19 protein-coding genes are annotated in these 23,033 nt (G+C 62.6%); 12 read left to right on the plus strand and 7 right to left on the minus strand.

What is annotated here, in order from left to right:
• Nucleotides 1–29 precede the first annotated feature (29 nt).
• The 3 genes from BRA1253DRAFT_RS33405 (at nucleotide 30) to BRA1253DRAFT_RS33415 (ending at nucleotide 3,885) form a co-directional block, all read left to right on the plus strand.
• A complete protein-coding gene (locus BRA1253DRAFT_RS33405; RefSeq protein WP_007601622.1) occupies nucleotides 30–1,043 on the plus strand; it encodes a helix-turn-helix domain-containing protein in 1,014 nt (337 codons plus the stop codon).
• 149 nt (nucleotides 1,044–1,192) lie between these two features.
• Nucleotides 1,193–2,194 (plus strand): transporter, encoded by a 1,002-nt coding sequence (locus tag BRA1253DRAFT_RS40585; RefSeq protein WP_007601623.1) that lies wholly within the window; start codon nucleotides 1,193–1,195, stop codon nucleotides 2,192–2,194.
• 230 nt (nucleotides 2,195–2,424) lie between these two features.
• On the plus strand, nucleotides 2,425–3,885 hold the full coding sequence (locus tag BRA1253DRAFT_RS33415; RefSeq protein WP_007601624.1) for an amidase: 1,461 nt from the start codon (nucleotides 2,425–2,427) through the stop codon (nucleotides 3,883–3,885).
• A 112-nt stretch (nucleotides 3,886–3,997) separates the two neighbouring features.
• Here the strand turns inward: BRA1253DRAFT_RS33415 and BRA1253DRAFT_RS43940 are convergent, their stop codons facing one another.
• The 4 genes from BRA1253DRAFT_RS43940 to BRA1253DRAFT_RS33430 are packed head-to-tail and all read right to left on the minus strand — an operon-like array spanning nucleotide 3,998 to nucleotide 7,462.
• On the minus strand, nucleotides 3,998–4,159 hold the full coding sequence (locus BRA1253DRAFT_RS43940) for a hypothetical protein (protein WP_157158662.1): 162 nt from the start codon (nucleotides 4,157–4,159) through the stop codon (nucleotides 3,998–4,000).
• A 13-nt stretch (nucleotides 4,160–4,172) separates the two neighbouring features.
• Entirely contained in the window at nucleotides 4,173–5,525 is a 1,353-nt protein-coding gene (locus BRA1253DRAFT_RS33420; protein ID WP_007601625.1) for an aminotransferase class III-fold pyridoxal phosphate-dependent enzyme, read from the minus strand.
• A gap of 12 nt (nucleotides 5,526–5,537) precedes the next feature.
• The gene (locus tag BRA1253DRAFT_RS33425; protein ID WP_007601631.1) at nucleotides 5,538–6,203 is read right to left on the minus strand and encodes an HAD family hydrolase; all 666 of its coding nucleotides are present in this window, start codon (nucleotides 6,201–6,203) and stop codon (nucleotides 5,538–5,540) included.
• Complete coding sequence (locus BRA1253DRAFT_RS33430; RefSeq protein ID WP_007601632.1) at nucleotides 6,200–7,462, minus strand: Tm-1-like ATP-binding domain-containing protein; 1,263 nt, start codon at nucleotides 7,460–7,462, stop codon at nucleotides 6,200–6,202. The genes BRA1253DRAFT_RS33425 and BRA1253DRAFT_RS33430 overlap by 4 nt, the downstream gene beginning before the upstream one ends.
• Nucleotides 7,463–7,677: 215 nt before the next feature.
• Here BRA1253DRAFT_RS33430 and BRA1253DRAFT_RS33435 point away from each other — a divergent pair, with 215 nt between their 5' ends.
• The 4 genes from BRA1253DRAFT_RS33435 to BRA1253DRAFT_RS45935 are packed head-to-tail and all read left to right on the plus strand — an operon-like array spanning nucleotide 7,678 to nucleotide 11,830.
• Nucleotides 7,678–9,162, plus strand: coding sequence for an aldehyde dehydrogenase (locus BRA1253DRAFT_RS33435; protein ID WP_007601634.1), 1,485 nt, complete (start codon nucleotides 7,678–7,680; stop codon nucleotides 9,160–9,162).
• On the plus strand, nucleotides 9,159–10,547 hold the full coding sequence (locus BRA1253DRAFT_RS33440; protein WP_007601635.1) for a transaminase: 1,389 nt from the start codon (nucleotides 9,159–9,161) through the stop codon (nucleotides 10,545–10,547). Before BRA1253DRAFT_RS33435 ends, BRA1253DRAFT_RS33440 begins: the two co-directional genes overlap by 4 nt.
• 2 nt (nucleotides 10,548–10,549) lie before the next feature.
• On the plus strand, nucleotides 10,550–11,347 hold the full coding sequence (locus BRA1253DRAFT_RS33445; protein WP_007601636.1) for an SDR family oxidoreductase: 798 nt from the start codon (nucleotides 10,550–10,552) through the stop codon (nucleotides 11,345–11,347).
• A gap of 27 nt (nucleotides 11,348–11,374) precedes the next feature.
• Nucleotides 11,375–11,830, plus strand: a complete 456-nt coding sequence (locus BRA1253DRAFT_RS45935; protein ID WP_051058483.1) for an SDR family oxidoreductase — start codon at nucleotides 11,375–11,377, stop codon at nucleotides 11,828–11,830.
• Between the two features lie 183 nt (nucleotides 11,831–12,013).
• Here BRA1253DRAFT_RS45935 and BRA1253DRAFT_RS40595 read toward each other — a convergent pair whose 3' ends face one another.
• Nucleotides 12,014–12,700 (minus strand): TetR/AcrR family transcriptional regulator, encoded by a 687-nt coding sequence (locus BRA1253DRAFT_RS40595; protein ID WP_007601637.1) that lies wholly within the window; start codon nucleotides 12,698–12,700, stop codon nucleotides 12,014–12,016.
• 166 nt (nucleotides 12,701–12,866) lie between these two features.
• Here BRA1253DRAFT_RS40595 and BRA1253DRAFT_RS33460 point away from each other — a divergent pair, with 166 nt between their 5' ends.
• The 3 genes from BRA1253DRAFT_RS33460 (at nucleotide 12,867) to BRA1253DRAFT_RS33470 (ending at nucleotide 18,320) form a co-directional block, all read left to right on the plus strand.
• On the plus strand, nucleotides 12,867–14,678 hold the full coding sequence (locus BRA1253DRAFT_RS33460) for an amidohydrolase (protein WP_035994416.1): 1,812 nt from the start codon (nucleotides 12,867–12,869) through the stop codon (nucleotides 14,676–14,678).
• A gap of 14 nt (nucleotides 14,679–14,692) precedes the next feature.
• The gene (locus BRA1253DRAFT_RS33465; protein ID WP_007601645.1) at nucleotides 14,693–15,895 is read left to right on the plus strand and encodes an MFS transporter; all 1,203 of its coding nucleotides are present in this window, start codon (nucleotides 14,693–14,695) and stop codon (nucleotides 15,893–15,895) included.
• 745 nt (nucleotides 15,896–16,640) lie between these two features.
• Complete coding sequence (locus tag BRA1253DRAFT_RS33470; protein WP_007601646.1) at nucleotides 16,641–18,320, plus strand: FAD-dependent monooxygenase; 1,680 nt, start codon at nucleotides 16,641–16,643, stop codon at nucleotides 18,318–18,320.
• Between the two features lie 475 nt (nucleotides 18,321–18,795).
• Here the strand turns inward: BRA1253DRAFT_RS33470 and hmgA are convergent, their stop codons facing one another.
• A complete protein-coding gene (hmgA, locus tag BRA1253DRAFT_RS33475; RefSeq protein ID WP_007601647.1) occupies nucleotides 18,796–20,109 on the minus strand; it encodes a homogentisate 1,2-dioxygenase in 1,314 nt (437 codons plus the stop codon).
• Nucleotides 20,110–20,205: 96 nt separating this feature from the next.
• Between hmgA and BRA1253DRAFT_RS33480 the strand changes: the two genes are divergently transcribed.
• Nucleotides 20,206–20,595, plus strand: coding sequence for a fumarylacetoacetate hydrolase family protein (locus BRA1253DRAFT_RS33480; RefSeq protein WP_035994418.1), 390 nt, complete (start codon nucleotides 20,206–20,208; stop codon nucleotides 20,593–20,595).
• Nucleotides 20,596–20,743: 148 nt separating this feature from the next.
• On the opposite strand, the gene BRA1253DRAFT_RS33485 is transcribed toward BRA1253DRAFT_RS33480, so the two are convergent.
• Nucleotides 20,744–21,526 carry a helix-turn-helix transcriptional regulator gene (locus BRA1253DRAFT_RS33485; protein WP_007601648.1) on the minus strand — a complete coding sequence of 261 codons (783 nt, stop codon included), beginning with the start codon at nucleotides 21,524–21,526 and terminating at the stop codon, nucleotides 20,744–20,746.
• A gap of 202 nt (nucleotides 21,527–21,728) precedes the next feature.
• On the opposite strand from BRA1253DRAFT_RS33485, the gene BRA1253DRAFT_RS33490 reads away from it, so the two are divergent.
• Entirely contained in the window at nucleotides 21,729–22,481 is a 753-nt protein-coding gene (locus BRA1253DRAFT_RS33490) for an SDR family NAD(P)-dependent oxidoreductase (protein WP_007601649.1), read from the plus strand.
• Nucleotides 22,482–23,033 lie beyond the last annotated feature (552 nt).

Consider the following 23,033-nt stretch of genomic DNA (forward strand, 5'->3'; position numbering starts at 1 on the left):
TCGCCAAGCTCGGTCTCAGGGAGCGCTTCATGGCGGACGTACCCGTTTGCAAGACGGAGCCTGGCAGCGTCATCGGTGTGACGGTGGTGGAGTCCGTCGATGCGGTGGACCATGCCGGCCGCTTCCACGGCTGGGACCTGCGGATAGACCAGGTGTCGTCCGGGCGTTTTGCCGGGCGGCTCGTGATGATCCGACTCGGCAGTCTCGAGATCATCAGGGAAACCATCTCGCAGGCGCTGATCAAGCAGGGCTCGGCTTGGCCGGATTCACTCGTCTTCAGCCTGCCGCTGGCGGCCTCCAACGAGGCGCATTTCAACGGTCGGCCCTTGGCCTTTCCGAATGTATTGCTCAGCGACGGAGCGGACCTGCCGCCCTTGCTGACGCCGACGCAGCTCGATGTGGTGTCGATAGCTATTGTCCGCAGCCGCCTGACGTCGTTGCTCGAAACGCTCGGCGAGAGGCGGGCCGCCGACTTCGTCGCCAGTCGTCGCCAGCAGAATCATTGCTTCAGCGGATCGCCCGGCGGACTATCGACACTCCAGCATGGTTTTCGTGAGATCTGCGACCAGGGGGATCGACTTCAACGTGCGATCGGATTTGCCCGCGCGCAAGAGTCCCTCGAAGACACCGTCGTTGATGCTCTCGCTGACATCCTGTCGGAAAATGCCTGGCGCGATGTCAACGGCGTGACCGCGCAAAAGCGGATTGTGGATCGAATCAAGGAGTACGTGATCGCTCATGCCGATGATCCTCCGAGCATCGCCGACCTGTGCCGCCATGTCGGTGTCAGCCGCCGGACGCTGCAGGGCTGCTTTCGGGATGCGCTCGGGCTGACGCCGTTACAGTATCTGCGCATGCTGCGGCTGAACGCGGTGTGTCGCGAGCTGCGTGCGCTCGCCGCGGCGGGGCAACCGGTGTCGATCGGCGATGTTGCGGCGCGGTGGGGCTTTTGGCACTGGAGCCGCTTTACCGAAAACTATCGGCAGCTGTTTGGCGAGCTGCCCTCGCACACGGTGCGGCGTGTTCTGTCTGCATCAGTTTAGGAATTTCGCATCACTGCCTCCGCGTTTGCCGAATCCGGATAACGCCGGTCAGGGGCCCGTTCCAAGTTTCGCCCGCAACTGCTGCGCCGCGCACGATCGGTCGTCGATCGGAACGTGACCGACGCAGCGATAACGGGGATGGGGGCTACATGACGATCAACGGACGAATTGCTGCGGCGGCACTTGTCGCGATCAGCGCGGGCGCAACCAGCGCCAATGCATTCGAGTTTGGTTCCCCAGGCTTTGCGCAAAAGCCCGGGATCACTCTTGGTGGCGGGACGGCCGGCGCACCGCCGCCCGGTCTTTACAGCTTCAATCAGGTTTTCACCTATCACTCGAACCTTGTCGGTCCCGGCGCGCCGAATGTCGGTGGCGCGGCGACGCCTGCGCATTCCGCAGTCGAAACATCGGGTCTGTTGTGGGTGCCGGGCTGGACCTTATTCGGCGCGACCTATAATGCGGTCATCGTGCAGCCCTGGATCATGGCGGACGTCGGCTCACCCATCAACGTCCAACTAGCCGGCATGCATAACACCTTCATCGTGCCAGCGGAGTTGAGCTGGAAGCTCGGCGACAGCGGTTTCTTCGTCAAGACCGGTCTCGGCATCCATGTGCCGAACGGGTCGATCAGCGGGCCCGCCGGACTGAACAGCGTCGGCAATCCCTGGTGGACCTTTCAGCCTGAACTGGTGGTGTCCTATCTGAACGACGGCTGGAATTTGACGGCCAATCTGTTCCAGGAGATCAACACCGCGAACTCGATCACCGGCTATCGTTCCGGCGACATTTTCCATGCCGAATTCGCGGCCACCAAGACGATCGGCAATTGGACGTTCGGGCCAGTAGCCTATTATGCCGGCCAGGTTACCGACGACAAGTCGAGCGCGTTCTACGGCAACGCGATCAACGTCAACCGGTACAACAACTGGGCCGGCGGTGGTCTGGTCGGCTACAATTTCGGGCCGGCTGCGTTGACGGTCTGGGCCACGCATGAATTCTCCTCGACAGTGTCCGGCGGCACCGCCGGCCCGCCCGGCATCGACACCGCCGCGATCACCAAGGGTTATTCGGTGTTCGCCAATCTGAGCTTCCGACTGTGGGGACCAGATGCGCCCCCGCCGCCGGCCAAGCGGCCGACGTTCACGAAGTAAGATGCTCACCCAGTAAAGCGGGCAGCAACGCCGCCCGTTCTGCAGCGTGCAGTGGGTAGCCAGAAGGGAATCGCGTTGATCGCGGTTCCCTAACGGCCGCCTTTGGCTGTTCAAAACGTGCTCGGCCGGGAGCATCCACCGAATGGTGGATTATTCGTAACCGCGACTTGCCGAACTTTTCCTGCGGCGGGCCTGGCGCTAAACGACGACATATCTGAAGGGACACCGCGATGAAAAAGATCACTTACGCCACGGCTGCCGATCTCGCTAAGATGCTCGCGACAGGTCGGATCAGCGCCTGCGAGTTGTTGGATGAGAATCTTGCGCGAGTGCGGCAGCTCAATCCACAGATGAACGCCGTGGTGGCGCTGGACGAGGAGGGTGCGCGCAGATCGGCCAAGGAGGCGGACGCGGCGCGGGCCCGTGGCGCATCCCTCGGCCCGCTGCATGGCGTGTCGATGACGATCAAGGACACGTTCGCCGTCACCGGCATGACCGCGACCTGCGGGCTCGAACCGTTGCGCGACTATCGCCCCGCGATCGACGCGGCCGCGGTCGCGAAGCTGCGCGCGGCTGGCGCGATCATCTTCGGCAAGACCAATCTGCCCCCGGCGGCGGCCGACCACCAGTCCTGCAACTCCCTGTTCGGGCTGACGCGCAATCCCTGGAATGGCGACCGCACGGTTGGTGGCTCCTCCGGCGGTTCGGCGGCGGCGCTGGCGGCCGGCTTCACGCCGCTGGAGCTCGGCAGCGACATCGGCGGCTCGATCCGCGTGCCCTCGCATTTTTGCGGCGTCTATGGTCACAAGCCGAGCTACGGCATCGTGCCGGTCGACGGACATATCCCGCCGCCGCCCGGCCATTTGTCGGAGCCCGAGCTCGCTGTCGTCGGTCCGTTAGCACGCTCTGCGTTCGATCTCGAACTAATGCTCGATTTGCTCACCGACGCGCCGGAGCTGAAGCGGACGGCGTATCGCCTCGCCTTACCGCCGGCGCGGCACACGGACTTGCGCGAATTCCGGGTTGCTGTCTGGAATGACGCGAAGGCTTATGCACTGGATGGAGCCTATGCCGCCGCGATCGACGGGCTGGTCGAGGATGTCGCGCGACTTGGGGTGAAAGTCGACACCACCGCGCGGCCGGCGATTGATCCGACGGAGAGCTTCCGCGTCTACATGCAGACGTTATTCGGTATCATCGGCGTGGGTGTGCCGCCGCCGGCGCGCGATGAGATCATCGCAGGTGGCAAGGCGGCGCCGGAGGGCAGCTATCCGCGCATGGTGGCGGAGGCGATGGGCCAGAGCCTTGCGCAATTCGCCGATGCCGCTGAAGCGCGCGAAAGACTGTTCCGCGCCTGGCGCGAGTTTTTCACGCACTATGACGTCCTGTTGTGCCCAACCACGCCGACGGTCGCGTTTCCGCATGATGTCGCGCGGATGGATCTGGCTGCGCAGTTCGAGCGTCGAATCGTCGTGAACGGCCGGCCGTCGCCCTACATGGACAATCTGATGTGGCCCGGCCTGGTGACGGTAGCGAACCTGCCGGCCACCGCGATCCCGACCCGACGACTGGTAGAGGGGCTGCCGGCCGGCGTCCAGATCGTCGGTCCTTACCTCGAAGACCGCACGCCGCTGAAGTTCGCCCAGTTGCTCGAACGGGCGCTCGGGGGCTTCATCCCGCCGCCTTTGTGAGTATGCTTGCGACGGACGGTTGGACAGGGGATCGCGGACGTCGTGGCTCCGGAGCGGTGCTTGCCGCAGCGATCGTCATCATGCCGGCGTTGCATGCGGAGACCAGGGCGTCTCAACCGGCATCGGCGTCCCATCGATGGACGCCGTGACCGCACGCGAGATTGTTGCTGCCCTCGACCTGCTGCGCAGCGCGGATCTTCTGCACCGACCAGACCATGGCGCCGACTTCGCCTCGACAAGGACGGGACGACGGTCCGCTGCTCGAGCGGGCCATCGCCTGCGTCGCCTTAGGTGGCCACTGATAGGCCGGCGTCGATGCCTTGGACGATTGTCACCACGTCGACCGCCGAGAGGATCAGGGGAGGCGACAGGATGATATTGTTCCCGGAGACGCGGATCATCACCCCGGACTCGTAGATGCCGTCGGCGATCTTGTCGATCAGCCTCTTGTCGATCGGCTTCTTGCTGTCGCGGTCGGCGACCAGCTCGATCGCGGCCATCAATCCCTTGCAGCGGATGTCGCCGACCAGCGCATGCTTCGATTTCAGCCCTTCGAGGGCGGTGGCCAACTCCTTGCCTCGCGCGGCGGCATTCTCGTCGACTCTGAGGCGCTTCGTTTCGGCCAGCGCCGCAATGGCCGCCGCACAGCCGACCGGATGGCCCGAATAAGTGTAGCCGTGCCCGATCGAGCCGAAGCTGGTGGTGTCGGCCTCGAACGCTTCAGCCACCTTGTCGCCGATCAAGGTCGCACCGAGCGGGAAATAGCCCGAGGTGATGGCCTTGGCGATCGTCATCATATCCGGCTTCACGCCCCACAGCCGCGAGCCCGACCAGGCGCCGGTCCGGCCAAATCCGGTGACGACCTCGTCCGCGATCATCAGGATGCCGTGACGGTCGCAGATCTCGCGCACGAGCGTCATGAAGCCATCGGGCGGCACGATGACGCCGCCGGCGCCGAGCACGGGCTCCATGATGAAAGCAGCGATTGTGTCGGCACCCTGGAAGGCGATTTCATCCTCCATGTCCGCGGCGCAAAGCTGCGCGAGCTTTACCGGATCGGTTTCATTGAAGGGATTGCGGTAAGTCCAGGGCGCGGGGACGTGGAACACGCCGGGTAGCAGCGGCTCATAGTTACGGCGGAAATTGGCATTGCCATTGACCGAGGCGCCGCCGAAATGGGTGCCGTGATAGCCCTTCTTCAGCGCCAGGAATTTGGTGCGATCGCTTTGCCCCTTGATCTTCCAGTACTGCCGCGCCAGCCGTAGCGCGGTCTCCACCGAATCCGAGCCGCCTGACGTCAGGAAGGCGCGGACCATACCTTCCGGTTTGAACCATTCGGTGAGCTCGTAGGCGAGCTCGATCGACGGGCCGGTCGAGGTGCCGCGAAAGCCGGAATAGTAGGGCAGGGCACCGAGTTGGTCCGCGATCGCCTGCTTGATCGGATCGCAGCTGTAGCCGAGATTGACGTTCCAGAGGCCACCGACGGCGTCGATCACCCTGCGACCGTCGATGTCGGTGACATGCACGCCGTCGCCCTTCATAATGATGCGGGGCGGCTGCGCGCGCATCTCGGCGGGATGCGCCATCGGATGCCAGATTGGCTTGGCGTTGTTCTCGATCAGGAAATTCTTGTCGCGCATGTCCCTCTCGGCTCAGTCGAAGGTCAGTCCAAAATGCCGCAAGGCTTCGCCGTATGACGCGCGGGGATTCCTGACGTCGAACAGCACGGTTCGCATGTTGCAGGCGGCGGCGCCTGCGATGTTGCGGCGTTGGTCGTCGACGAAGACGCAATCCTCCGCGGCGAGCCCAAGCCGGCCGAGCACGTCGTGATAGGCGCGCGGATCGGGCTTCAGGATGCCGGTATGGGTCGCATCGACGATCACGGCGAAACGCGACAGGACCGGCAGCCGGTGCCGGAAGCTTGCGCCATAGAACAGGTCGAGCTCGTTCGAGAGGATGGCGAGCTTAAAGCCGGCGTCATCGACCATGCGGATGGCACGGCCCGCCTCGGGACGAATGACGGTTACGGGATCGGCGCCGCGAGCGCGCTGCACGAACGTCTCCATGGCCTGCCAGTCCTCGCCGAGCATGTGCCCGACCTCGCGGCTGCGCGTCAGCCAGTAGTCGCGCTCGGAAATATCTCCGCGCTGCATGGAGGCCCAGAGAGGATCAGTGTCAGGCGCAAAGGGCCCGAGCCATTTCAGCGTGCAGGGCGGCAGGCCCAGTGCCTGCTCGGTCAAATCATGAGTCTCGAACAGGGTCCTTGAGATGACCCCGCCGAAATCCAGCACCAGCGCGCGGGCGAGCGGCGGTTTCACGCGGCGGCCGTGGCCTGGCCGGCCGGCACGATGCCGGCCGCCACCCATCGATCGAAAATCTGCAGCACGCGCTCGGCGAAGGCGGGGTGGTTGATATGCTCCTTCAACTCGTGAAGTTCCACAGGGGAAGTGATGGCCGAGCGCATCTCAGAGACGAACGCCGTCAACCCTTCAGGATCGTGCAGGGACTCGCCCTCGCGGTCCCATTGCTGGATGCCGCCTGCCGGCAGCACGAACGCCACCGGCGCCTTGGCTTGCGCGAGCCTTTCGGCAATCGCGCGTGCGATCCGGCGGCGGTCGTCCGGACCCGACGTTGCCGAGGCGAGCAGGCGGTTGTGGGCGTGGAACGGACGATCGGCCAATTCCTTCGGCGTCGGCAGCCAGGCCGGAAAGTCCACCATGTCGATGGCGCCGGGCGCGACGATCTGCGGGATGCCGGCCTTGCCCGCATTCTCCAACCTATCAGGGCCGGAATTCACCACCGAGCCGGTGAGCTGGTTGGCGAGTTCCTGCAGGCTCAAATCCAGCACCGCGGCAAAGCCGCCATGCGCGGCGATCGATTCCATGGCGCGGCCGCCCATGCCCGTGGTGTGGAAGATCACGACCTCATAGCCGCGCCGTTCAAGCTGCGGCTTCAACTCCACCATGTAATTGAGACAGCTCTTGCCGAGCGAGGTGATGGCGACGACGGGTCGGTCCTTCTTCGGTCGGATCGCGCTGCGCGCTGCGCCGACGATGGCACCGCAGGCCTGCGCCAGCACCGATGTGCAGGTGCTGTTGAGGCCATAGAGGCCGCCGGCCCACAGGATCATCATCAGGTCGGCTGCGATCCGCTCCGGCGGGATCAAGTGCGAGAATGCGACCGTCGAGACCACGAGCTTAGGCATGCCGAGCGGTAACGCCAGCGCTACGTCGAGCGCGAGATCGGTCCCCATGGTGCCGCCGATGGCGATGACCGCATCGATTGCGTCGACCTCAGTGAGCTCTCGGGCAAGGATAGCGGCACCGCGTGCCATCGCTGACATCGCGGAGTTCTCGTCACCGCTGGCGAGGATCGCGGAGATGGTCGTCTGCGCGGCCGCGGCGACGGCATGCTTGTCGTGCTGCGGGCGGTAGGGCGGATCGCCGAGCACGCTGATGTCCATCATCACGGTCTCTCCGCCGGCCCGCGTGATACGTTCGCGCATGAAGACTAGCTCGTCGGCCTTGGTGTCGCCGGTGCCGATCAGCAGGATTCGGGGTTTCATGGTTTCGGGCATGACCTGGCAGCTCTCACCGACGGCTGTGGGTAGAATGGAACGACGTGCCTGCATCAGAAGGCAGGACATCAAGGCTTGGCCGCACGCTATAGGCGGCGGCCGCGGGACGACATCCACCCATCGGTTGATTGCCGCTCGGCCGTCGTTTTGGCGAGGATCAGACCATGCGAGCGGCGCACCTGACGCTGCTCATGCCAGTGGACAATTCACCCGACATGCAGCAAGTCCAGATCAATCAATTGAGGTCGGCGGTCATTCCGCCCCAGCAGCTCTTTCTCGGGGGCCAGCCGACGGATGCGCTCGGTGACGCGCGGCTCCACGTGCTCTCGCCGATCGATGGTCGGTGCCTGACCACCATTGCCGACGGTGACACCCGCGATGTCGATCTGGCCGTGAAACTAGCGCGACAGGCGTTCAGCCATGGCGGCTGGTCGCGGTCGGCGCCGGCGCATCGGAAGAAAGTGTTGCTGCGCCTTGCTGAGCTGATCGAGCAACATGCGCTCGAGATCGCTGTGCTCGGCGTCCGCGACAACGGCACCGAGATCGGCATGGCCTATAAGGCGGAGCCGCTGTCCGCTGCCGGCACCTTCCGCTACTATGCCGAGGCGATCGACAAGCTCTACGGCGAGATCGCGCCGACCGGCCGCGACGTGCTCGGCCTCGTCCATCGCGAGCCGCTCGGTCTCGTCGGCGTGATCGTGCCCTGGAATTTTCCGCTGATGATCGGCGCCTGGAAGATCGCGCCGGCGCTGGCGGCCGGCAATTCGGTCGTGGTGAAACCGCCGGAGATCGCCTCGCTCAGTTTGCTGTATCTCGCGCGGCTCGCCAGCGAGGCCGGTTTGCCCGACGGCGTGTTCAACGTCGTTACCGGCCGTGGCGCCTCGGCCGGGGAGGCGCTGGCCTTGCATATGGATGTCGATGCGCTGGCGTTCACCGGCTCGGGTGCGGTCGGGCGACGGCTGCTGGAGTCCTCGGCACGCTCCAACCTGAAGCGCGTCCATCTTGAGCTGGGCGGCAAGTCCCCGAACATCGTCTTCGCCGATGCGCCCGATATCAGTCACGCGGCAAAAGTGTCGGCGAATGGCATCTTCCGGAATTCAGGCCAGGTTTGTGTCGCCGGATCGCGGCTGCTGGTGCAATCATCGATCTATGACCGGTTCATGGATGAGCTGCTGAGCGCGACCGCGCGCCTTAGGGTCGGCGATCCCCTCGATCTGACCTCGGACATCGGCGCAATCTCCAGCACCTCGCAATTGCGCCGCAATCTCGATGCCGTCGCGCTGGCGCAGGAGCAGGGCGCCAAGCTACTGACCGGTGGCGAGCAGATCCTGGCGGATAGCGGCGGCCACTTCATGTCGCCGGCGATCTTGGCCGATGTCGCGCCACGGATGAATCTCTGGCGCGAGGAGGTGTTCGGTCCGGTTGTCGCCGTGACACAATTCGAATCCGAGGAGAATGCCGTGGCACTTGCAAACGAGTCCGCTTACGGACTCGCGTCCGCCGTGTGGACCGGCAGCCTCTCGCGCGCGCACCGCATGGTTCGCGCCATCCATGCCGGGGTCGTGCACGTGAACACCTATGGCGGGGCAGATATCACCGTGCCGCTGGGCGGGTTCAAACAATCCGGCTTCGGGCGCGACAAGTCGCTGCACGCGCTCGATGCCTATACCGACCTCAAGACCGCCTGGATCGCGCTATGAACATCACAACCGAAGACCGTGCCGGAGTCATCGATCGCCTGATCGATGCCGAGCAGGAGCGCTTCCGCAAGATGCACCCGCGCTCCGCGGGCGCCTGGCAGGAAGGCAAGCGGCACTTCCTTTACGGCGGCCCTTCGCACTGGATGCGGCGTTGGGCCGGCGGTTTCCCCGTTTATGTCGACGAGGCCAGCGGCGCACATATGCGTGACATCGACGGCCATGACTACATCGACTTCTGTCTCGGCGACTCCGGCGGCATGTGCGGCCACGCGCCTGAAGCGGTGACCGACGCGGCATTGCGTCAGCTCAAGCGCGGCGCGACGATGATGATGCCGACCGAGGACGGCCTGTGGGTCGGTGCCGAGCTGTCGCGCCGGTTTGGGCGGCGGCATTGGACGCTGACCACCTCGGCGACGGATGCCAATCGTGCGGCGATCCGGATCGCGCGGATGATCACCGACCGTCCCAGAGTGCTGGTGTTCTCGGGTTGCTATCACGGCGGCGTCGAGGAGGCGCATGTCGAAATCCGCGATGGCCGCGTCGGCTTGCGGAACATGATTCATCCGAACGGAATCGATCACGACACCGTCACACGCGTGGTGGAGTTTAATGATGTCGCGGCGCTTGAGGCGGCGCTTGCGCATGGCGACGTCGCCTGCGTGCTGGCCGAGCCGCTGATGACCAATTTCGGCATGATCCCGGTCGATCCGGGTTTTCATCGTGCATTGCGCGAACTGACGCGGCGGAGCGGCACGGTGCTCGTGATCGACGAGACCCACACGCTGTCCTGCGGCCCTCGCGGCTACACTGGCATCCACGCCCTGCAGCCCGACATCTTCGTCGCAGGCAAGGCGATCGCGGGCGGCATTCCGGCCGGCGTGTTCGGGCTGAACCAGGAAATCTCCGAACGTCTCTGGGCCATCGTGCCCCATGTCAATCCGCGCGAACGCCAATCCGCCCATTTCGGTTTCGGCGGAACGCTCGCCGGCAACGCACTGACGGTCGCAACCATGCGCGCCGTGCTGGAAAAGGTGCTGACCGACGAGAACTATGGCCGCATGATCGCGACCGCGACCCGGCTTGCCGACGAGATCCGTGGCTTGATCGAGGCCAATCGTTTGCCCTGGCATGTCACCCAGATCGGCGCGCGTGCGGAAATCATGTTCATGGCGCAGCAGCCGCGCAGCGGCGCCGATGTTATCGCCGGCCGGCAGGCCGGCCTCGAGACGCTGCTGCACGCGTTCTATATGAACGAGGGCATTTTGGTCACGCCGTTCCACACCATGCTGCTGATGTGTCCAGCGACGTCGGATGCGGACATTGCGCGGCACACCGCGGTCTTCGTCCGTTTCATCGATCTCCTGCGCAAGTCCGGAGTCATCTGACCATGCCGCGTCCCTTCGACCTCTCAGGCAGGATCGCCATCGTGACCGGCGGGGGCAGAGGCATTGGCGCGGCCATTGTCTCGCGCCTGGCGGAGGCCGGCGCCACCGTCGTGATCGCCAACCGCACGCGAGAGGTTGCGGAAGCCCTCGCGGCGGAGCTCGCGATCAATGGGTTGACGGCGCATTGCGTGCCGTTCGATGCCCTCGACCGTGCCAGCCTGCACGCCATGGTCGACCGCGTCGCGGGACGATATGGCCGTCTCGACATCGTCGTTCACAATGCTGGCGGCTGTCCGTGGTCGTCGCTGGAGGAACTGGACGAAGCCAAGCTGGAGGAAGCGCTGGCGCTGAACCTCAATGCCAGTTTCTGGCTGGCGCAGGCCGCGATCTCGCACATGCGCGCCAATCGCTTTGGGCGCATTCTCGTGACGTCCTCGGTGTCCGCGCGTGTTGCGATGGGTGGTGGCGCGCATTACTCGGCGGCGAAAGCCGGCGTCAACGCCTTCATCCGCGGCGCGGCGTTCGAACTGGCGCGCGACGGCATCACCGTCAATGGCGTCGAGGCAGGGTTCATCGCCAAGCCGGGCCGCGGCACGATGAGTGCGCCAGAGACGCGGGCGAAACTCGAGCGTTTCGTCCCGGTCGGTCGGATGGGGAGTGCCGACGATATCGGTTACGCGATGCTCTATCTGGCTTCCGTCGAAGCGGGATACATGACCGGGCAGACCATCGTCGTCGATGGCGGCAGCACGCTGCCGGAGACCGGCTTTGCGGTGGAGCGGCAATGGGGGCTTGGATGACGGCGCGGCTCGCGGGAAAAAACTGCTTTGATCACAGGAGCGGCGACCGGCATCGGTTGCGCGACCGCGCTGATGTTTGCGCGGAACGGTGCACTCGTCGTGTTGTTCGGCCTCGGTGATGCCGAACTTGACGCGGCCGCTGCAAAGGCGGGTGGAGAAGCGGTCCCGAGCGGACGGAGAGCGCCGATATCGTGCGGGCCGCACGGCTCCGATTCTATCCGCGCTAATGCTGTAGCGCCGGGCTGGGTGCGGACGCCGATGAGCACTTACGAGATGCAATTGCTGGCGGAGCAGAATGCCGCGACGGCCAATGCCGAAGTCCGGTCTGTCGAACGGCGGATCGCGCTGGGGCGTACGGCCGCGCCTGCCGAGATTGCTGCCAGCTGTCTGTTTTTAGGGTCGGACGGGGCTTCCTTTATCACCGGAGCTGTTCTCGTGGTGGACGGCGGTGGCCGCTCTCTCATACACAGACGCGCTATTTGATGCGGGTAATCAGGCGAGCATGGGAGAGGCGAGTTCGGCATGCGCTTGGCGGGCCGATCTCCTTCGCTATATGCGCGATCGCCGACCTTGCGGACGCCTGCAAGGTGTCGCGCGGCGCTCTACCATAGATCACTTTGGGCCGGTCTCCTGGTGAGGCGAGCTTGATCAAGAGGAGTTCTTGGATTACGGGCCCCGGGTCGCGGGGGCTAGACTGGGCGGTAATTCCAGCCATGGTCTTGAACCCGGTGCGCGCAAGGCCTCGCAAGATACATGTATGGCTATCGATACAAACTGGTCTTCGCCTATTGCCGAAGACTGAAGCCAGTTGAGGTGACCCGACCCGAGTAGTTGTGCGAGGCCGTGCCCTGCCGACCAAAGTATGCTGGTCAGGATTTCGAGAGGCGCCGCCGGCAACAGGCCGGCTGTTTGACAGGCTACGATTGTCCTGGCGAACTGGCCGAATGATGTGTCCAATGCCGTTCTGACATTCTCTAGCTCGGTCCAACGCTCCCGCATAGTGGGGTCGAACATGACAATGTAAGCCGCCCTGTTGGTTCGGGCGAAATTCACATAGACAAGCCCCGCCGCAATGAGCCGTTCCCAAGGGTCATCGCCGGCTAGATCCATTTCCCGACCCTGAATTTGGGCGAGTTCGGCAAAACCGCGGGCCGCGATATCGGCGAGCAGGGCGTCCTTGCTGGCGAAATGCCGGTACACGGCCGAGTGCCCCACGCCCGTCATCTTCGCGATCTCGCGGAGATTGAACGACGGAGTCTGCCGTTGCCGCAGGAGCGACATCGCGGCTGCTAACACGGCCTCGCGCAAATTGCCGTGGTGGTGGGCGTCGGGCGTCTTCTTTCGGATTTTCATCGTCGGTCCCGCTGTGAATAACCGTTTCTGCGATACTTGACAGCCACTGTCAAAACGGCAAGTCTTAGAAAGTGACCAATGGTCACTTAACCTTGAACCTTGAGAGAGGCCGATGCGAACCGTAATTCATGGAGGTGAAATCCTTACACTTGATGCGGCATCGCCCATGGCCGAAGCCATGGTGATCGATGGTGAAACCATTCTCGCGACCGGAGATCTAGGCTCGATGCTCACGGTCGCGGGCAAAGGGGCGGGGCGTTTGGACTTGCGCGGCTCGACCGCCATGCCCGGTATTATCGACACACATCCTCATTTCATTCACTTTGCAGCCGTCCTTGGCATGTGTGTCGATATTCTCGACGCCAAGAATCATGACGACATCGCCCAGCGTATCCGAGAACGTGCACGGACAGTGCCGGCAGGCGAATGGATTATTACCACCCCGGTCGGCGAGCCTCATTACTTCACCAGGAGGAGCTGGCGCGACCTCGCCGAGGGTTGCCTGCCGAACCGTACGCTACTCGACGCGATCGCGCCGAACCATCCGGTCATGATTGCCGCGTGGGGTCCGCGCATTCCCAATGTCTGTGCCATGAATACCGTGGCGATGCGCCGTTTAGGGATAACCGCTTCACTACCTTCCCGCGTAAGCGATGTCTGGATCGAAAAAGAGCCGGACGGAGAGCCCAGCGGCATTTTTCGCGGCAGCGTCACCAGCTACTACAATCCTGATCCCTTCTGGCTGTCCCTGACGGTCAACTTTCCCATGCCGACTGCTGATGATTGGAACCGTGGTGCGCGGCTGGGACAGCTCATTGCCAACAGCCGTGGTGTGACAGCAGCCTATGAGGGGCACGTCATGGCCCCGGAGCACATCGACGCGTATCGGCTTATGCGCGAAGCCGGTGAAAGCACGCTGCGCGTCATGAGCTCGCTTGAAGCAGCGCAGTACGGCTTCGATTATGGGCTGGGGTTGTCGGAAGAGGACTGTCGCTCCAACTTTGCTTTAGCGCTTCGCTCGAGGTCTGTGGAGGACGATCTCTTTCGCATCAACGGTCTTACGCTTTCGCGTGGAGGTCCGTGCTGGCCAGGGTTTCTTCGCGCGGACCAAACGATTCGAGATCCCTACGGTCGTGCAACGCGGGGACACACCTTCGTGCCTCAGAACATCGAGCGCGAGGCGATCGAGTTCTGCCTGAAGAACGATCTACGGCTGAACATGGTTCAAGGAGCATACCAGGACCATCGCGAGTTTCTGGAATCGCTCCAGCCCTTCCTGAGTTCTTACGACATTCCATCCAAAGGGTGGATCATGCAGCACAACATCCTCATCAGCCCGGAGACGATTCGGCGCTATGCGGAGCTTGGCTTCCATCTGTCGACGAGCATGAGTTTCACTTGGGGGAAGGGCGACCTCTTCGCTGAGCGAATTGGAAGAGACTGCTTGAGCGACCTCATCCCACTGGGTCGGATGATGGACTCCGGAGCAAACGTAACGCTCGGCAGTGATTGGGGGCCGGCAAGGCCTTTCGAGCATATCGCTTTCGCTGGGACGCACGAGTTTGCAGGTTCAGGCCATCGGAACCTTCAGCCTGGCATGGCGGTGTCGCGGCTCCAGGCTCTGAAAGCCTGGACCAGCTCGGGCGCGACGCTGATGAATTGGAGCGGGATCGGCGCATTGCGCGCAGGCTATAAGGCCGACATTGCGGTCGTCGATCGCAACCCGCTGACCTGTGACAACGATGCGCTTCCCAAAATCCGGGTGCTGAAGACGATGCTCAACGGCCGCGAAGTCTACGATACAGGCGATTTGTCCCTTGTCGCAAAGGTCGACCTTCCAGAAGAGAGGCGTTCGCCGCAGGTCGACACCTTCGCTCGCGCGGCAGGTCCGGCTGCCTGGAAACATATCTGCGGTCCGGCTTGTTCCCACAGCGCGCGAGCATCGGCGGGATCGATGTCAAGTCAAGAAGTGCAGTGAGGGTGAGGGGCGACATGAAGACAATTGAACGCGTGAACGGCGTCGGCATAGTTCTGCTGTTCGGCAGCTGCATGACCATCTTGGCATCCATCCTGGTGGTCCCTATCCTGGTCAAGTTCCAGGCGGCCTACGCCTCGGTCAAACACGTCGAATTGTTGGTGGCGTTGGCGCTGATGGCGCCTGCATTCGTCACGGCGATCGCTTCACCCGTCATCGGCACAGTCATTGACCGTTGGGGGAGCCGCAAATTGTTGGTGTGGGGCACAGCGCTATACGCCGTCTCCGGCGTCGCTCCGCTCTGGCTCGATGGCATAACTGAAATCGTCGTCTCTCGGTTCATTTTCGGTGCCGCTGAAGCCATCGTGATGACGTGCTGCACGTCCATCATCGGTACTCACTTCAGAGGACAGGAGCGCGAACGTTATCTTAATCTGCAAATGCGCTTTATCGGCGTTGCCGGCACAGTTCTCTTTTTTATCAGTGGTGCTCTCGGCGAAATGAACTGGCGGCTGCCGTTCGCGCTCTATGGTCTCGCGCTGCTCCTGATTCCCTTCCAACTGCGACTGCCCCCCCCACAATACGCGCCGCGCACCGATACGCTGGGGTTCGCAGCTACACGGCCGCCAAAGTCCGCGCTGCTTCCCCAGATTACAGTCATGCTGGTTGGCATGATCGCCGTCTACTTACCGCCGGTCCAGTACCCGTTTCTGCTCGCAGATCTGGGTATAACGTCGACACAAGCCATCGGAATGGGGGCCGCTTTCGGAATTCTTTCGGCTACCGCGGGAACGTTGCTGTGGCCCGTCTTACGGAGGCGGTTCAATACGCAATCGATCAACGTCTTGGTCTTTGCGCTGCTGGCAGTGGGGATTTGGTGGCTGTCGCGCATCACCAGCTATGCCGAGAGTTTCGTCGTCCTCGCAGTACATGGACTTGGTGCTGGGATGCTGGTTCCCAATGTCATGGCCTGGACGATGGCCGCCGCAAAACCCTGGCACATGGGCAAGGCAACCGGCCAGGTATACTTCGGTCTGTATTTCGGTCAGTTCTTGAGCCCACTGCTCGTTGCGCCGCTGGCCGCGTCGGTCGGCGGTCTTCGCCCCGCATTGGTCGTCGTCGCCGCCGCGATGGCATTGTTTGCCTTGATCGCCCTCGCCATCGCGCGCGAGTCGACCTTACGCGAGCGGCGAGATACCGCAGCCTCACTCAAATGGTAACTCGACTGCATAGCCATGAAGCATCATTGGCGTCGCGTCGGCGCGATGGACGGGCGTGGCGGTCCTCGCTCAAGATGGCTGTCACTTCGGCCGATCGGGCCGCCCCGGGAGCGCTCCGCGAACATGTGGAAGAGCGAACTGTCCGGGTGTTCTGCGCATACTTCAGGTCAAGCCGTCGTCTGCCACATCCTCAAGGGGCGAGTTTCGAGCTACCAGCTGTCGGGCGGGCCGGCTCAGAACGACCGCTGAGTGGCTGGCATCGCCCTCGAAGTCGGATCCGACAAATCCGCGTTCGGTCGGCCGCAGCGTGACAGATCGCCGTTTAGAAGCTCAGAGCCGTAGCAGGGCTTCGCAACAGGCAGGACCAGCTGTATTCGCATAAACGCCCTTCCGGCCCGGCCCATCACTAGGAAGCGGACAGGGATGTGATGATGCTTTCTACCTTTCTCGCCGCCGCGCCCCGATCACGTGTTCGGCCGCGCCGATCCGAAGCATGACACGCCCCTCTCTGAGGGGATGGCTACCTAGGTTTGATTCGTCGGCTGGGTCTAGTTGGTTACGCTGGAAAAGCAGTGGCGGCGGCATGATGATGATGCAGAATTCTCGGAACGGACCGTATTTTGCTGATCTCAAACTTCTGTTCGTCACCTGTGCATGGGACAGACGCGAATCAAGTCCACTAGTAGTTTGGCTCTGAGACGGTCGCCGGTCGAAACTAACTGCCAAATTAGAAAGGCGGGCGTTAATGGATAATCATCTGTCGCTTGATCAGATCCGCGAACTCATCAAGCCGATTTCGGGACCCGACGGGCGAGGAACCAAAGATGCCGATGTCTTGGTCGTTGGTGCGGGTCCGATCGGCCTGACGGTCGCTAACATTCTCGGCTCGCTCGGGATTTCCACAATCTTGCTGGAGCGGAATGAACTGACGTCGGACTTGCCCAAAGCACTCGTGATCGACGACGAATATCTCCGTCTTCTTGATAGCCTGGATTTGCTCGACGACATGGAAGAGCACCTCTCGCCGCCTTTTGGAATTTTCTTTTATTCTATGCGGGGCAAGCCGGTGGTGAAGGTCAACCCCTTCTTGACGTCGAATGGATTTGGCAACCGCGCGGGATTGATGCAGCCAGTCTTCGAGAAGAAGCTGCTGCATGGCGCACGGCGCTATCCCTGCCTCGATCTGCAGTACCGGTCTACTGTCGCAGGCCTAGATCAGGATGAGAATGGCGTCAGGTTGAAGGTCGTTCGTGCCGGGCGAGAACATCTAGTGACTGGACGATTTGTACTCGCCTGTGATGGCGCGCGAAGTTTCATCCGCTCGGCTGTCAATATTTCTTTCGCCGGAAATCGCATTGATCAACCCCATTTAGTGGTCGACCTCGCCGAGTTTCCCGACCGGTCCCCCTTCTCGCGTTTTTTTTGCAATCCTGAGCGGCCGTTCAACAGCGTGCCTGCGCCATATGGCGGGCGAAGACTGGAGTTCATGCTCAACCCCGGCGAAGATCATCACAAGATTGCCACGGCGGACAGCATCCGTGATCTCGTGGACAGACATACTCCGTACAAAGGAACACCCCTCAAAATCATCCGGTCGGTGGTCTATGGATTTTCGGAGCGCATCGCCGAGCGAATGGGATCGAAACGGGTCTTCTTGCTCGGCGACGCAGCGCACGTCATGCCGCCGTTCGGCGCGCAGGCCATGAACACGGGCGCTCGCGATGCCAACAACATTTGCTGGAAGATTGCGGCGGTACTGCAAGGGAGGCTCAACCCCACGATCCTTGAGACCTACGAGACAGAAAGGAGGCCGCAGGTTGAGGCGATTATTCGATATTCGGTGATGATCGGAAGAATGGCAAACATTCGCAACCGCATTATTGCTGCGGCGAGGGACGCCTTCTTCCAGACATTGAACCTTATCCCCGCGATCCAGCGTTTCTTTGCCGAGATGCGCTATATGCCTCGACCATGGATTAAGGCCGGCTTCATGGTGCGGTCGAGGCGGCAGGAACTCGTTGTTGGACGGACATGTCCGCGTGTTTCGCTTTTCCTGGATGGTGGTAGCACGAAGTCAATTGATGCGATTTCGGACGGTTGGTTCCTGGTGGTAGGGATCGCTGTACCCACCAACGATTTGCTCTTGCTTGCCGATTCGCGAGTGTTGAGCCCGCGGTTTTTGTCTATTTGCTTCAATGAAATGCAGCGTGTGAAAGTTAGTGGTGTGCACCACGCTAGACCGGCCTCGCCGGAGGCGGAAGCGTTTTTGAGACCGCTTACCGGTCGGGTGCTGCTTGTGCGGCCTGATCGATATGTCGCGGCTGTGTCGACGCTAGATGGGATTGGTGCGGTCTTGGCAGAGCTTGAGAAATCGTTTGGCCCGCTGCGGGAAGACGTCAGTTCGTCACCTATTCGCTCGAGCTAACGGAGACGCAAGTCGCTTGCGGACTTCGCAAGCGGCGGAGCGGCGAGCGCGGCGCCTCTGGATCGCAAAGCTTTGGCCGCGCCATAGCGACAGTCGGATTTGCCGCCACTGCCGCTACGCGGATCACCGCCTGCTTCTCGCGGTTGATTACCAGCCGCACTGCGTCGGTGCGCGAATAGCGGCCGGCTGGATCCGCAGTGGATTTTGCAACCGCAAGCGCTCCGGGATGGAGATCGGCGTTGAGGATGCCTCTTGGTGGTCAGGAATACGCTCACAGAGTTTGCGGGCGTCCGGTCCATTAATCATTGAAAATCCCGCACCTGGTTTGGACGTGCGCGGATTGAGCTAAAAGGCTTTCTGCGGCGTATCCACGACCATGCCGAACATTTCCTGGCTCACGACGGCGCAGGCGGCGAGGACATAGCGTGACCCCTTCGACCGCGTAGCGAGCATTGAGCGAGGGACCCCGCCGGCATCACCTGACCGGAGCCGATGTAGGATCGAATTTCTTTGCAAGGTCGGTCCAGCACTCGGCGTAGTCGTCGTCTCTTTCCGCCAAGTCGGCCGCATATTGCGTCAGCTTTTGCGGAAAGCGCGACTCGAACATGAAGGCGAGTGTATTGGCGATCTTGTGCGGTTTCAGTTCGACGGTGCTCGCCTTCTCGAAGGCGACGGCGTCCGGTCCATGCGGAAGCATCATGTTGTGGAGGCTCATGCCGCCGGGCACGAAGCCCTCGGGCTTCGCGTCGTATACGCCGTAAACAAGGCCCATGAATTCGGACATAATGTTGCGGTGATACCAAGGCGGCCGAAACGTGTTCTCGGCGACCGCCCAGCGCTCCGGGAAGATGACGAAGTCGATATTGGCGGTGCCCGCACTTTCCGACGGCGAGGTCAGGACGGTGTATATTGATGGGTCCGGGTGGTCGAAGGCGATTGCGCCGACCGGCGAGAAGTGCCGTAGGTCGTACTTGTAGGGCGCGTAGTTGCCGTGCCAGGCGACGACGTCAAGCGGCGAATGCCCGATCTTGGTCGCGAACAGTTCGCCGCACCATTTGAAGGTCACGACGCTCGATGAATCAACGTCATCATAGGCTGCGACCGGCGTAAGGAAATCGCGGGAATTGGCCAGGCAGTTCGCGCCGATCGGCCCCCTTTCCGGAAGGGTGAACGACCCTGCGTAGTTTTCACATACATAGGCGCGAGCGGGCCCGTCCATAAGCTCCACGCGGAAGATGATTCCGCGCCGGATCACGCAGATCTCGCCGGGTGCGATTTCAATGATGCCGAACTCCGTACAGAAGCGCAACGCGCCATGCTGCGCCACGACGAGCAGTTCTCCGTCGCAGTCGCAGAAATACTCGTCCTTCATCGAGTGGGTGATGAAGGACAGATGGGCGGCCATGCCGCCTTGTGCTTCGGCATCGCCGGCAGTCGTCACCGTTCGCAGTCCGCTGACGAAGGTCAGTTCGTCGGCGGGGATGGCGACCGGCTGCCAGCGGTATTGCCCGATCGGCAGCTTCGATTGTCCCGTGTTGGGAGCGGTGCGGAGGAAGCCCGGCTCGACCGGCGTGAAGCGGCTGGTGTGCTTGACGCTGGGGCGGATACGGTAAAGCCACGATCGTTCGTTGGTGCCGCGCGGTGCCGTGAACGCCGAGCCACTCAACTGTTCGGCATATAGCCCGTAGGTGGCCCGCTGCGGCGAATTCCGCCCGACCGGCAGCGCGCCGGGGAGCGCCTCTGTTTCGAAGCTGTTGCCGAATCCAGACATGTATTGCGATGTGTTCATGTTCGAGGAACCTTGCTCGTTGCCTGGCGCGTGGCGCTGCCAATGGCACGAGCATAAGCCGCCCTGTCCGCGATCCTCGTCCCATCGGCGTGTGACATGGCCTCTCTTCCGGACGGCGGTGCCGTTCTGTCAATTCAACGCAACCCACGACGGCTCACGCCGCAGTTTGATGGAGTCCGCCAATTCCGGCAGCGCCTTCCAATACAGAACCTGCCGTTCGGCGTGTTCCGGCGCACCGACCCGGCCGAAGCTCCGCGAGGTGGCATCGCGATCGGCGACATGATCCTCGATGTAAGCACATGCGCCGCCAATTTCACTGGCCTCGGCCTGTATTGGAGGCCTGCCCAGTTCGTCACGCACCAGACGAGCAACAGATGCAATCTAGAGACCGGCGATCTGCTTGGATCCGGCACCGTCTCCGGAACGACGCTGGGTAGTCTCGGCAGCCCGCTCGAGATCACCGCGTGCGGCCACCAAGCCGTTTGATCTCGGCGGCGAGCCCCGATCGTTCCTGGCGGACGGCGACGAAGTTCGATGACGGGATAGTGCAATCGCGACGGCTTCGCCACGATCGGCTTTGGTGAATGCACGGGCAGGGTGACACCTGCGGTCTGAGGCTTCCCTGCGCGCAGGTTTAATCCATGACAAGGCGGAGCAATTCGTTCTGCGACGAGATGCTGAGGCGGGCATAGGCGCGCTTGCGATAGGTCAGCACCGTGTTGATGCCGATGTCGAGCCGCAGCGCAATGCCTTCCGAGGTCAACCCCTCCATGATGCCGGCACAGACGTCGGCTTCCCGCGTGGACAACACGGGCGCAACCCGCAGCAATCGCGCGCGAACGTCTTGGGCGGGGCCGCGCTGGGCCGCTCGGGCATCGCGGGCATGGCGCCCGATCAACGCCAAGAGCATGTCGGCGCCACGCGCGATCAAGGCCTCGTCGGAATCCGAAAACGAGTTCCCACCGGAACGGTACAGATTGATGCGGATGGTCCGGTTCGCCGGCGCGCCGGCGATGCAGATGCGGTCGCCCAGTCCGACCGACGTGTAGCAGGCGCTGCGATAGTCGGAATGCTTAATCTCGGAGGCGCGCGTGCGGATGCACCAGGTCGCGCTCCCCGATGTTGGCGTACCGGCCATCACCTGATTGGCCAGGTCGTGACGCCAGTAGGTGCTGCGGTAATGGTTCGCAACGTCTCTGGCCACCGGTCGTTGCCCGGCGTTCTCTGCGATCAGCACAAGTGGATCAGCATCGCGGTCGAATGCGAACGCCGTAAGGTGGCCGCAGCCGGTCATCGCATGAGCCATCTTGAACAACGTGCCGGGAAACGTTTCCGCGCCTGCGAGATCGATCAGTCCAATCAGCGCCGGCGTCATGTCGTAGACGCCGGTCGGATGGTCCACCTTGTAAGCCTTCATCCCGGAACCTCGGCCCGCGGCTCTCTGTCCGCTCGCCTGCCACTTAAAGGCAAATTCGGGGTGCAGGCAATCGGCGCTTCGGCTTGGATAGTGTCCCCTATTCATGTGACTGGGCGACCGGTGGCAGCGTGTTAGCCTCCCCCCGGATCAGCGCGTGACAAGCGCCTTGCGGCGTTGTCACCAATTCAGGGTGGAACCATCGATGAACGACGCCAAACCGCTGCGCGACCGGGTCGCCGTGATCACGGGCGGCAGCAACGGTATCGGCGCCGCCGCCGTGCGTGAAATCGCCATGCTCGGCGCCAACGTCGTGATCGGCTACCACAGCAGCGAAGAGCGGGCGCGAAAGCTACTGGAAACACTCCCGCCGGCCGACCACGCGGTAGCGCGCCTGGAACTGAAGGACGAGACCTCGTTCGCAGCCTTGGCGGATGAACTCGGAATCCGCTATGGAAAACTCGACATCCTGGTCAATTCCGCAGGCTTCACCCGTGCGATACCGCATGGCGATCTCGACACGCTGACGGACCAGCTGTTCGAGGACATCCTGATCGCGAACGTGTGCGGTCCGTACTCCGCTGTCCGGGCGCTCTGCCCCTTGCTACGCGCATCGGGTGACGCCGTCGTCATCAACGTCTCGTCCATCTCGGGCTTCACCGCGTCCGGCAGTAACGTCGCCTACTGCGCATCGAAGGCCGCCCTGGACAACATGACCGCCTCTTTGGCACGCGTGCTCGGCCCGGAAATAAGGCTACTGGCGGTTTCGCCCGGCGCCGTTGCAACCGACTTCGTTCCGGGTCGCGATCGCAGCGCCCTCGAGGCGGGCGCCAAGGCGACGCCGCTCAAGCGCGTCATCGAACCGGATGACGTGGCCGCCGCCATCGTTGCCTGCATCACCCATCTCAAGGCCAGCACCGGCACGCGCATCGTCATCGATGGAGGGCGTCACCTGTGATCGCCGCCCGATTGCAATCTCGTTCGCGTTGGCCTGTGCGTCGGCCCAGGACGCCCAGCAGACCAAGATCGTCGCTGGCTTCACGGGGGGCGCCGTCGCGGACGTTCTGGCGCCCATCTATGCGGATTCAAAGAGGTGTCTCAACAGCGTCACCATGTCGAGAACCGGCCGGGCGGTGTCCGGCATGGTCGCGGTCGCCGCGGTGTCCCTCTCGCGATTGCGGACAGCGCGTACTTGCTTGCCGCGCGCCAACAGGTGTTTTGCCGTTGCTCCGCCCACTTTTCCCGTAATTTCCAGTACCCATACATGCGTTTTTTCCTGATCCTGAGGGACACTACGATGCCCCGGTTGGTTCAGTGGATGAGTGGCATAATGGCGCGGATACCACAAAGATATCCAACACGTGGCCGAGCACTCGTGGGGAAAGACCAAGTCTCCGACCAATTCATTTAGGGCAAAGTAAATTGGAATATAGATGAGGTTAGCCGATCGATACGTCTCAATTACGGAACGGGGCATTCCAGTCGCGGAACTGGACGAGCAATATCGAAA

Origin of the sequence: Bradyrhizobium sp. WSM1253 (assembly GCF_000244935.1) — a bacterium.
GTDB lineage: Bacteria > Pseudomonadota > Alphaproteobacteria > Rhizobiales > Xanthobacteraceae > Bradyrhizobium > Bradyrhizobium canariense.